The following is a 12,401-nucleotide window of genomic DNA, read 5'->3' on the forward strand; positions in this document are numbered from 1 at the left end:
AGAAGAAAATGAAGAAAGTTTTTATTTATGCTATGGGAGGAATTATTCTTCCTTTCCTGGCTTCGTGCGGGGACGATAAAAATGAGACTAAATATGAAGGTGTGAACAAAATTTATCTGTCGGCGCAGGATCCGGTGATAGAAGAGATGGAAGATACACCACTGACCGTTAGTGTGGATTTGACTTCGGCTTGTGAGCAGGATATGTCTTTTAACTTCAAAATCCTGAATGATGAAGATGGCATCTTGAAGTTGGAAAATAATCCTGTAGTTATTCCGGCGGGAAGCAAATCTGCTACTTTCCAAGTGGTATCCAATCAGAAAGAATTGCTTGTGGAAGATACCTACTTTGATATTGGTATATCCGAACTGCCTTCGTGGAATATGGAATTGAGTGCTGTGTTGAAGGTACGTGTAAAGCCGAATCCACAGATTCCCCAATTGACGGAAGCCCAGAAGGCGTTGGTTGAGGGTTATAAGACGAAGTATGGGATCGACTTAAACGAATGGCTGGGAGTTGTTTCTTGTCACACTACCGTACATAGTCCGGCAGACGGTTATTCGGAAGCTTTTGCTGCAGCTTTTACCAAAGAATATGATAGAAAAACGATTATCACATTGAGTGAACAGGCTACAGCAGAAATACCGGTGCTAAAAATGGTGGATGATCCAATGGGATTGACGGAATATCTGGCTTGGGTACTGCGCAAAGAAACGGTCGAGAATACGGAATTCTGGTATGGGGAATATGCCAGTCCCAGCTATGCAATGATCATGAATTTGCTGGACTGGAACAGGGAGAATCCGGGAACTCTGACAATGTCTCTGGATAACCTCAGATTAAAAGAACTGTCAGATGGGACAGCTGATGTTGAGTTTATAGGGATAAAGACTAATGTATATGGAGAGTCTGTTCCTGTTGTTCCTTTTGAATTTGTGTTTACTCCCTGGGAGTTACAGAAACAAAAGATTAAAGAAGGCAATCCTGATGCTATAGACCTGGAAGCACAGGATGGAACGGCGAATCCTGATTATTATCTCCTGCGTACTTCCGCAACAAATGATGAGTTTGGGGATGAGGCAAATTTTATAGAGCCTAGAGGAAATATCAATTTTAATGCAGGTGGCAAGATGATATTTCAATTTGTAATGGATCATTCTTTAGCAGGAGGATATACTCGTGTACAAGTGGAATATGCAAAGAAGTAAATTAAGATCAATTTTAATGGCGGCTATTTTCATAGTCTCCATATCTCCCCTTATTGTTTATGCACAGACAGACTCCATTCCGCTTCCGGCAGGAACGCTGGAAGGTCGCTTGCCCAATGGATTGCGTTATCTGATTTTGCGGAATTCTTCCCCTGCCTCCCGGATCGAATTTCGTCTGGTGATGCAGGTGGGCTCTGTACAAGAGACCGAACAGGAGAAAGGATGTGCCCATTTTTTGGAACACGTAGCTTTTGGCGGTACGACTCATTTTCCTAAACGTTCGTTGGTGGAATACCTGGAGTCTTTGGGAATGAAGTATGGACAAGACATCAATGCCTTTACCGGTTTTGACCGTACCATTTATATGTTTGCTGTTCCAGCAGATCATCAGAAAGAAGAAGTCATTGATCGTTCGTTACTTATCATGCGTGATTGGCTGGATGGCATTTCCATGAGTTCAGAGAAAGTGGAGAATGAAAAAGGAATTATACTGGAGGAACTGCGTGGTTATGATTTGGGAGATAATCTTTATTCGTTAAAGATAGGACAGGGGATATTCAGCCACCGTATGCCGTTAGGTACAGTGGAAGATATCCGGAAAGTAACACCACAGATATTGGAGGGATATTATCAGAAATGGTATGTACCTTCTTTAGCCACTTTAATAGTTGTCGGAGATATTTCTCCTCAAGACATAGAAATTAAAATTAAGGAAGGTTTTTCTTCATTGCAAAAGCGTCCGGTGAATGGTTTCCGGACCTATCCGCTGGAATATACTAAAGGTATCCATTTATCGGAAATCCGTGATTCGTTGCAGACTAAAACGAAAGTCGAACTAATGATTCCGCATCCTTGTGTGGTAGAACGTACTATGGAAGATGCAGTAATGAAACAGATGGGAAGATTGCTTGTCAGAGCAGTTTCTTCCCGTTTTCAAGGACGAAAATTGAAGACCAGTGTTTCAGATCAGTGGTATCTAAGTGACAAGAATCATTTGGTCTTAACAGTGGAAGGACAAAACAGGAGTGAGTTATTGGCGGCGATTTCTGCTACCGTAGCCGAATTGAATGAGTTGATTTGTCATGGATGGCAAGAGGAAGAATTGGAAGATATAAAAGATGATTTTTGTCGTCAGATGCAGTCGGGTACTGGCAATTTATCACGTTCCTCTTCTGCATGGTGTGATGACTTTGTGGATTATGTGATATCAGGCGACCGGTATCTTACGGATATAACCCGGCAGGAACAACTCAAAACCGACATAAGAAAAGTGGAAGGTAGCTCTTTACAGGCTTTGTTGAAAGAATGGCTTTCTTATTATAAAGAAACTCTGTTGGTAGGATGTAGCAGCCACACCGGATTAGGTGCTCCGTTGACGAAAGAGGAAATAGCTGCTGCATGGGCACAGGGAGAACAGACAGAATGTACTGCTTACACTTATGTCCGTCCGGATAGAAAGGAGGAAACAGAAATAGCTACACCTCCTTGTCTTGCGTCACGTCAGTTTTTTGATTCAACTTTTATTGCCCGTATTGTAGAATATCCTCACACGCGGATTCGGGAAGTGGAACTAAAAAATGGAATCCGCTTGGTACTGAAGCCTACACAGGAAGCAGATACAGCTTTGCTTCTGACCTCTTTTGCTCCTTTTGGAACTTCCTCGTTGCCTGATGAAAAGTATCCTTTGCTGGAAGGTATTGGATATATGGATATGGGAGGCATTGCAAAAGTAGACGGAGAGATGCTTTCGGATTATCTTTCTCAGAAAGAAATTTCGCTCACGATGGCGATGGAGAATCACTGGCATGGTTTCATAGGTATGGCCTCTGTTGCCCATGCACCGGAATTTTTTAATTTGATTTTTGAAAAGATATTTGATCCGGAACTTAAATATGATGATTTTGAAGAGATTCGTCAGGAATTGCTGAAGGATTATGGCAAAGAAACTATGCTGGAAAAAATGCTGAAGCGTGCTCCGGACCGTTTGCTTTCTGCCCGTATGGATGAATTGATGGGAGCTGCCATACCCCGTTCATCCAATAAACTTTCCATTGATCAGATCAAGAGTCAGAATCTGGATTCTATCGCTGTTTTTTATAAAGAACTTTACGCACGTCCCGAAGGTACGACGTATGTTATCTGTGGCAATTTTGAAACGGATACTATCATGCGGCAGTTTGTATCTGTGTTCGGGAGAATCCCTGCTTCGTTGTGTCCATCGGAGTATTCTTATCCTCATTTTGAACTTCCGGTTGAAAAACATATAGAAGGTTTTCCAAACGATAATGAGACACAGACCTTATTTGATTATCTTTTCTTCGGATATTATCAACCGGGTCTGAAGAGTACGTTAACACTGAAACTGATGCGTGATGTGATTCGTAATCGTTTGATTTCCGTGCTTAGGGAACGTGAATCATTGGTTTATTCGCCTTATATATCGTTGATGTATGAGGGAATTCCCTGGCGGACATTCTACTTTGATATCAATGCGTCTGCTGATAACCGTAATATGCCCGAAATAGATATTCTGTTGAAAGAGATATTGCATAAACTGCAGTTGCAGGAAATAGGAGAAGAGGAATTAAGAAATATCAAACGCTCTTTTCTGATAGCTAAACGCGAAGCGTTGAATGAAGAAGCTCCTTCCAACTGGCGTACTACCTTAGTCGGATTACTGAAGAATGGAGAGTCGTTGGCTGATTTCGAGCAATACGAGCAGTGTCTTGAGAGTATTACCCCTGCAACTTTGCGTGAGGCGTTTAATAGCTATCTGAGTCTTGAAAATTATAGTCTGCTATATTTAAGTAAAAACAAACTGAAAAATGACACAAAGAATAATTAAACGGTTGCTATGCCTGGTCTGTTTGTGTGGCTGCTGTCTCGGTGTGGTATCTGCACAGGAAGATATGAACAAACGTGCTTACGTATTATTTGATAATACCGGTAAGGAGATTACTTACGGAGAGTTAGTTAAGCAACTCTCCGGTTATGACATTGTCTTCTTGGGAGAAATACATAACTGTCCGATTACGCATTGGCTGGAATTTGAGATAACTCGTTCAATGTACGCTATTCATAAAGATAAGCTGATGCTCGGAGCGGAAATGCTGGAGAGTGACAATCAGCTGATTCTGGATGAATATATGCAACGTCAGATTTCTTACGATCGCTTTGAGGCAGAAGCCCGCCTGTGGGATAATTATAATACGGATTATTATCCGGTTGTTTTTTTCGCTAAGGAACATGGCATTCCGTTTGTTGCAACTAATATCTCCCGGCGTTATGCTAATAGTGTGAAAAATAAAGGAATCGAAGTACTTGATTCTTTGTCAGATGAAGCTAAAAGGTACATTGCACCTTTGCCTGTTCCTTTCGAGTATAATGAGAAAGAAAGTGAAGCGGCTTTTAGCATGATGAATATGCTGGGAGGAAAGCAGAGCGGAGATAACCGGAAACTGGCTCAGGCACAAGCTGTCAAAGACGCTACGATGGGATGGTTTATTGCTCATAATATGAAAGATAAGTTTCTGCACATCAACGGAAGCTATCATTCTGACTTCAAAGGTGGAATTATACCTTATTTACTTCGTTATCGTCCCGGTACAAAAGTAGTGACAGTCACTTCTGTACGCCAAGAATCCATTCATCAACTGGATGAAGAAAATAAAGACCGTGCAGACTTTTATATTTGTGTTCCTGAAGATATGGTGAACAGTTATTAAGGCAGCTTGTCTTTTAAAGTGAAGATAATAAAAGTCTCTATAAAATAGCTTTATGGAGACTTTTTTGTACCTTTGCGCCCTTAAACTAACTAACCTTTATTTTTTATGTTTACTGACTTGTTGCATTCCTCTTATTTTTCCCTTTTCCTGATCGTTGCGTTGGGATTTATGTTGGGAAGAATTAAGATTAAGGGGCTATCGCTTGATGTGTCAGCGGTGATCTTTATTGCTCTTCTTTTTGGACACTTTGGTGTTATTATTCCTAAAGAATTAGGAAACTTCGGTTTGGTACTTTTTATTTTTACCATCGGTATTCAGGCTGGTCCCGGATTCTTCGATTCTTTCCGTAGTAAGGGAAAAACGCTGATTCTCATTACTATGCTCATTATCTGTTCTGCCTGCCTCACGGCAGTAGGCTTGAAGTATGCGTTCGATATAGATACACCGAGTGTAGTCGGATTGATTGCAGGAGCTTTGACCAGTACTCCGGGATTAGCGGTAGCAATTGACAGTACAAACTCTCCGTTGGCATCCATTGCTTACGGTATTGCCTATCCGTTTGGTGTAATCGGAGTGATTTTGTTTGTGAAGCTGCTTCCCAAAATCATGCGTGTAAATCTGGATCAGGAAGCCCGTCGCCTTGAAATAGAGCGTCGTGGACAATTTCCGGAGCTGGGCACTTGTATCTACCGTGTCACTAATGCAAGCGTATTCAACCGTAGTTTGATGCAGATCAATGCACGGGCAATGACAGGTGCTGTTATTTCCCGTCTGAAACATAAAGATGAAATATCCATCCCTACTGCGCATACAGTATTGCACGAAGGAGACTATATTCAGGCAGTAGGCAGTGAGGAATCACTGAATCAGCTGTCTGTATTAATTGGTGAACGTGAAGAAGGCGAACTTCCTTTGGATAAAACACAGGAAATAGAGTCCTTACTATTGACCAAGAAAGACATGATCAATAAGCAACTGGGTGATCTGAACTTACAGAAAAACTTCGGTTGTACGGTGACCCGTGTTCGTCGAAGCGGTATTGATTTATCTCCGTCGCCGGATTTGGCTTTGAAGTTTGGTGATAAGCTGATGGTGGTAGGAGAGAAGGAAGGTCTTAAGGGTGTAGCCCGCCTGCTGGGAAACAATGCGAAGAAACTTTCCGATACTGATTTCTTCCCCATCGCGATGGGTATTGTGCTGGGTGTTTTGTTTGGTAAGCTGAATATTTCTTTCTCCGATACACTGTCGTTTTCACCTGGATTGACCGGAGGAGTATTGATGGTGGCGTTGGTTTTGAGTGCCATTGGTAAGACAGGGCCTATCATTTGGTCCATGTCCGGTCCCGCCAATCAACTGTTGCGGCAGTTAGGTCTGTTGCTTTTCCTTGCCGAAGTCGGAACCTCTGCCGGAAAGAACCTTGTGGCTACTTTTCAGGAAAGCGGCTTGCTGATGTTCGGAGTGGGTGCAGCTATCACAGTAGTACCGATGCTGGTTGCGGTAATTGTAGGACGCTTGGTATTCAAGATCAACATACTTGATCTACTGGGAACCATTACGGGAGGTATGACCAGTACTCCGGGACTGGCTGCTGCCGATTCGATGGTAGACAGTAATATTCCAAGCGTGGCATACGCGACCGTTTATCCGATTGCTATGGTATTCCTTATTTTATTTATACAGGTGATATCTTCAGCTGTGTATTAATGAAAATCAGTATATATAGGTATTGATTGTTAAAATAATAGTTTGTATCTTTGCCGCCTCAAAATTTAAGATGAGGTGAAACGATTGTCATTGAATATCATGCGCTGTTTCTTGCCGGTACTGTTTGTATCGTATTTGGTAAGTATCACATTCTTTGCTCACATACACGTGGTCAATGGCGTGACAATCGTCCATTCGCATCCTTTCAAGAAAGGGGCGGCACATAAGCACTCAACAGTCGAACTGTTATTAGTTCATTTCCTGTCACATCTGACAACGGACGGTGCGGCTGTTGTGTTTGCTCTCTCTCTTTTTATTCCATTCCTCTTGTGGCGGTTGCATGGTATTACGCAGCATACGCACTACTATTCTCCCTATCATGGGGTGGTGGCACTCAGAGCCCCTCCTGCTATTCGCTTTTCCGTCATTTGAACCGATGGTATCCTGCTTTATAGTAAAGCGGGAAGTCCTCATCTGTTTGTTCACATCATCACTTAACGAAAACGAATAACAAACGAAAAATGAAGAAATACATCTTTTCGCTTGTCTGCTTGTGCTGTGCATTGTTGCCTGCCCTCGAAGGACAAGCTGCTCTCCATGAGCATCCCGAATATCCGGATTTACGTAAATCGGATGCAAACATCGTAGGTCATATCCTTGATAAAAACACCAAAGAACACCTGCCTTATATTACTGTGGCATTGAAAGGTACAACGATCGGTACTGTGACCGATGCTACCGGACACTACTTTTTGAAGAACCTCCCCGAAGGTAACTTCGTGCTTGAAGTCAGCTCAGTAGGTTATAAAACCGTAAGACGCAATGTAACACTGAAGAAAGGCCGTACGCTGGAAGAAGATTTTGAAATAGAAGAAGATGCGGTTGCCTTGGACGGCGTAGTTGTTTCCGCCAACCGTAACGAGACCACCCGTCGTTTAGCGCCTACTTTGGTGAATGTAGTCGATATGAAAATGTTTGAAACGACCAACTCCACTACTCTGGCACAGGGATTGAGCTTTCAGCCAGGAGTACGCGTAGAATCCAACTGTCAGAATTGTGGTTTCCAGCAAGTACGTATTAACGGTTTGGATGGTCCTTATACACAAATCTTGCTTGATTCCCGTCCGATTTTCAGTGCACTTTCGGGTGTATATGGCATTGAGCAGATTCCTGCCAGCATGATAGAGCGTGTGGAAGTAATGCGTGGAGGCGGTTCAGCTTTGTTCGGGTCGTCTGCCATTGCCGGTACAATCAATATTATTACTAAAGAGCCGATTCGCAATTCAGGAATGTTGTCTCATATCATTACCGGTATTGGAGATGGAGACGCTTTCGATAATAATACTGCTTTGAATGCCTCTCTTGTAACGGACGATCAGCGTGCCGGTTTATATATCTTTGGTCAGAACCGCCACCGTTCGGCATACGACCATGATGGAGACGGATATTCTGAAATACCGAAAATACATGGCCAGACAATCGGTTTCCGTTCCTTCCTGAAAACGACTACTTATTCAAAACTGACTTTCGAATATCACCATATGGAAGAATTCCGTAGGGGAGGAGACTTACTGAACCGTCCCCCTCATGAAGCGAATGTGGCCGAACAGACAGAACATTCCATTAATGGCGGTGGATTGAAATATGACTATTTCTCACCGAATGAGAAGCACCGTTTCAACGTGTTTGCATCCGCACAGCACATCAATCGTGACAGCTATTATGGTGGCGGGCAAGACCTGAATGCTTATGGAAACACTACCGACCTGAACTGGATGGCAGGATCACAATATGTCTACAGCTTCGGAAAATGTATTTTCATGCCTTCGGACCTGGCTGCCGGAATCGAATTCAACCAGGATAAGCTGGAAGACAATATGTGGGGATATCATCGCACGGTAGACCAAAAAGTAAATATCGGTAGCGCTTTCCTGCAAAATGAATGGAAGAACGATCATTGGGGATTCTTGCTTGGCGGTCGTCTGGATAAGCATAACCTGATTGATCATATTATATTCAGCCCGCGTGCTAACCTGCGTTTCAACCCTACCCAAAATATCAACCTGCGTTTGAGCTATTCTTCCGGTTTCCGTGCACCGCAGGCTTTTGATGAAGATTTGCATGTGGAGAACGTAGGTGGAAATGTGGCAATGGTTGAGCTTGCAAAGGACCTGAAAGAGGAAAGATCACAGAGCTTAAGTGCTTCGGCAGATATTTATCACCGTTTCGGTGCATTCCAGATTAACTTTTTGGTGGAAGGGTTCTATACTAAATTGTCGGATGTCTTTGCATTGACTGATGGCGAAGTAAAAGACGGAATTCTGACACGTACACGCTATAATGCTCCCGGAGCACGTGTGATGGGACTGACACTGGAAGGAAAGATGGCTTATCTGAATAAATTCCAGATTCAGGCAGGGGCTACTTTGCAGCAGAGCCATTACAGCGAGCCGCACGTGTGGAACAAAGAAGCTCCGGCAGTAAAGAAGATGATGCGTACCCCGAATACTTACGGCTATTTTACAGCTACTTATACTCCGGTCAAACCGTTGTCTATCGCCCTTTCCGGTACATATACCGGTTTGATGCTGGTGCCTCACGAACCTGTTCCCGGATTCCTCGACAAACCGATTACGGTCAATACGGAGGACTTCTTCGATATCGCTCTGAAGGCGGCATACGACTTCAAACTGTATAAGTCGATGAACTTGCAGGTGAATGCCGGAATACAGAATATCTTCAATGCTTATCAGAATGACTTTGATAAGGGAGCCGACCGCGATTCGGGCTATATTTATGGCCCTTCACTGCCGAGAAGTTTCTTTGCTGGAGTGAAAATTAGCTATTAATAATGGTTTAATAATCTTTTTAGCTTATAAATCCTTATAAATGGGGATTGTTTCGGAACCGGACAATCCCTATCTTTGCCGCAGAAGATAAACCTTACCTTCGCTGCACAAAAACTGACGAATGAAACAAATATACCTGAATATAATGAAGTGGTTTCTGCCTGTACTGTTTATTTCGTACATGGCAGGGATTACTTTGTTTACCCACTCTCATGTGGTAAACGGGGTTACGATTGTCCATTCACATCCCTTCAAGAAAGGTAGCGAACATAGTCATACGACAGTAGAGTTTCAGTTAATTCATTTCTTGAACCATGTATTGGTGACAGATAATGGACTGACGCCTTTGTTTGTTACTTCTGTCCTGTCTCTTTTATGTATTTTTCTCGCCTCTCCGCAGCGTATGCGGTATTGTCGTCCCTGTCCGGGCGTCATTTCTCTCAGAGCACCACCCGTCGTTTAGTCTGCATCACGTAGAAGCAGGCAGGTCTTCTTTGGAAACTGCTGTTGCTTCCCATCCTTATTATTTTTGACTTAAAACATTAAAAGACTAACGACAATGAAAAAATATCTTTTAGTCCTGGTCAGCCTATGTTGTGCCTTGTTGCCTGCATTGGCTGAACATCCGGAGTATCCGGAATTGAGAAAATCCGATGCGAATATAATTGGTCATGTATTGGATAAAAAGACGAGTGAACATTTGCCTTATATTACTATAGCGTTAAAAGGAACCACGATAGGAACCGTCACCGATGCTACCGGACACTATTTCCTGAAAAATCTGCCGGAAGGAAACTTTGTGATGGAAGTCAGTTCGGTAGGGTATAAGACGGTTACCCGTAATGTGACCTTGAAAAAAGGTAAAACGCTGGAAGAGAACTTTGAACTGGAAGAAGATGCGATTGCTCTGGACGGAGTAGTCGTCTCTGCCAACCGTAGTGAAACGACCCGACGTCTGGCACCGACTCTGGTCAATGTAGTAGATTTGAAACTGTTTGAAACCACTAATTCTTCTACATTATCACAGGGCTTGAATTTTCAGCCTGGTGTCCGTGTAGAGACTAACTGTCAGAATTGTGGGTTTCAGCAAGTCCGGATCAATGGGCTGGACGGCCCCTATACACAGATACTCATCGACTCCCGTCCCGTGTTCAGTGCCCTTTCCGGGGTATACGGGCTGGAGCAGATTCCTGCCAGCATGATCGAACGTGTAGAAGTCATGCGCGGGGGTGGATCGGCATTGTTCGGCTCTTCGGCCATTGCGGGAACGATCAATATCATCACGAAGGAGCCTCTGCGAAATTCCGGTCAGTTATCGCATACGATCACTTCCATTGGTGGCAGTTCCGCATTCGATAACAACACCTCGCTGAATGCTTCCCTTGTAACGGACGATCATCGTGCCGGATTGTATATCTTCGGGCAGAACCGTCATCGGTCGGGATATGATTATGACGGAGACGGATTTACGGAACTTCCGAAACTGAAGAATCAGACGGTCGGTTTCCGTTCTTATCTGAAAACGAGTACTTACTCCAAACTAACGTTTGAATACCATCATATGCAGGAATTCCGCCGTGGTGGAGATATGCTGGATTGTCCTCCTCACGAAGCCCATATTGCCGAGCAGTTACAACACTCCATAGATGGCGGAAGTCTGAAATACGATTATTTCTCACCGAATGAAAAGAATCGTTTAAGTGTTTTTGCCTCGGCAGCCAATACGGATCGTGACAGTTATTATGGTCCCGGCAACGATCCTCTGAAAGCATACGGAAAGACGACCGACCTCACCGCTATGGGCGGTGTGCAATATGTGCACACATTCGACAAATGTCTTTTCATGCCTTCCGACCTGACAGCGGGACTCGAATATAACCGTGACCGGCTGAAAGATAATATGTGGGGATACGACCGCCATACGGACCAGACGGTCAAGGTTTACAGTGCTTTTCTACAGAACGAATGGAAAAACAAACACTGGGGAATTTTGATTGGCGGGCGTCTGGATAAGCACAATATGGTGGATGATGTTATTTTCAGCCCGCGTGCCAACCTGCGTTTCAATCCTACGGATAATATCAATCTGCGTTTGAGCTATTCTTCCGGCTTCCGCGCCCCACAGGCATTTGACGAAGATATGCATATCGAAAATGTAGGTGGAACAGTGGCGATGATCGAGCGTGCAAAGGACTTGAAAGAGGAAAAATCGCAGAGCTTTAGTGCATCCGCAGATATGTATCACCGCTTTGGTGCTTTTCAGACTAATCTGTTAGTAGAAGGATTTTATACGAGGCTGACTGATGTGTTCGTGTTAGGAGGGCCTTTTGACCGTGGTGACGGTGTGCTGGTGAAAATACGCAGCAATGGTCCGGGAGCCAAAGTAATGGGATTGACTCTGGAAGGAAAGATTGCTTATCTTTCTTTGCTTCAAATACAGGCAGGACTGACATTGCAGCGCAGCCGATACGATGAACCGCATAAATGGCACGATGATGCGCCGGCAGAAAGAAAAATCTTCCGTACTCCCGATACCTACGGTTATTTTACGGCTACTTATACTCCCGTCAAACCGTTGTCCATCGCTCTCTCGGGTACATATACCGGCAGTATGCTTGTGCAGCGTATGGACATCAGCGCAGAAAACGTAGCAATGGGCGATATGCCCGAGCGAAAAGCGGAAGCCATCCGTACGCCCCGGTTCTTCGATATGGGAGTGAAGATAGCGTATGACTTCAAACTCTATAAAACGGTAGACTTACAACTTAGCGGAGGTGTCCAGAATATCTTTGAAGCCTATCAGAAAGATTTCGACAGAGGAGCTAACCGGGATTCCAACTATATCTATGGTCCTTCGCTTCCGAGAAGTTTCTTTGCCGGAGTGAAGATCAGTTATTGATACGATATCGGTCCGT

At 43.8% G+C, this 12,401-nt stretch carries 8 protein-coding genes; all 8 read left to right on the forward strand.

Annotated elements, in window-relative coordinates; genetic code table 11:
* The first annotated feature begins 8 nt into the window (after positions 1-8).
* The 8 genes from HMPREF9007_RS04845 (at position 9) to HMPREF9007_RS04810 (ending at position 12,385) form a co-directional block, all read left to right on the forward strand.
* Complete coding sequence (locus HMPREF9007_RS04845) at positions 9-1,208, forward strand: DUF4929 family protein (RefSeq protein WP_008763063.1); 1,200 nt, start codon at positions 9-11, stop codon at positions 1,206-1,208.
* Positions 1,195-4,053, forward strand: a complete 2,859-nt coding sequence (locus HMPREF9007_RS04840) for a M16 family metallopeptidase (protein WP_008763064.1) — start codon at positions 1,195-1,197, stop codon at positions 4,051-4,053. Before HMPREF9007_RS04845 ends, HMPREF9007_RS04840 begins: the two co-directional genes overlap by 14 nt.
* A complete protein-coding gene (locus tag HMPREF9007_RS04835) occupies positions 4,034-4,933 on the forward strand; it encodes a ChaN family lipoprotein (protein ID WP_008763065.1) in 900 nt (299 codons plus the stop codon). The genes HMPREF9007_RS04840 and HMPREF9007_RS04835 overlap by 20 nt, the downstream gene beginning before the upstream one ends.
* 105 nt (positions 4,934-5,038) lie before the next feature.
* Positions 5,039-6,637 carry a TrkA C-terminal domain-containing protein gene (locus HMPREF9007_RS04830; protein WP_008763066.1) on the forward strand — a complete coding sequence of 533 codons (1,599 nt, stop codon included), beginning with the start codon at positions 5,039-5,041 and terminating at the stop codon, positions 6,635-6,637.
* Positions 6,638-6,712: 75 nt separating this feature from the next.
* Positions 6,713-7,069: a hypothetical protein gene (locus tag HMPREF9007_RS04825; RefSeq protein WP_008763067.1), complete on the forward strand. Its 357-nt coding sequence runs from the start codon at positions 6,713-6,715 to the stop codon at positions 7,067-7,069.
* Between the two features lie 89 nt (positions 7,070-7,158).
* Entirely contained in the window at positions 7,159-9,486 is a 2,328-nt protein-coding gene (locus HMPREF9007_RS04820; protein WP_008763068.1) for a TonB-dependent receptor, read from the forward strand.
* A gap of 121 nt (positions 9,487-9,607) precedes the next feature.
* On the forward strand, positions 9,608-9,949 hold the full coding sequence (locus tag HMPREF9007_RS04815) for a hypothetical protein (RefSeq protein ID WP_008763069.1): 342 nt from the start codon (positions 9,608-9,610) through the stop codon (positions 9,947-9,949).
* A 96-nt stretch (positions 9,950-10,045) separates the two neighbouring features.
* Positions 10,046-12,385: a TonB-dependent receptor gene (locus HMPREF9007_RS04810; protein WP_008763070.1), complete on the forward strand. Its 2,340-nt coding sequence runs from the start codon at positions 10,046-10,048 to the stop codon at positions 12,383-12,385.
* The last annotated feature ends 16 nt before the right edge of the window (positions 12,386-12,401 follow it).

The sequence above is a fragment of the Bacteroides sp. 1_1_14 genome, from assembly GCF_000162515.1.
Lineage (GTDB): Bacteria > Bacteroidota > Bacteroidia > Bacteroidales > Bacteroidaceae > Bacteroides > Bacteroides thetaiotaomicron.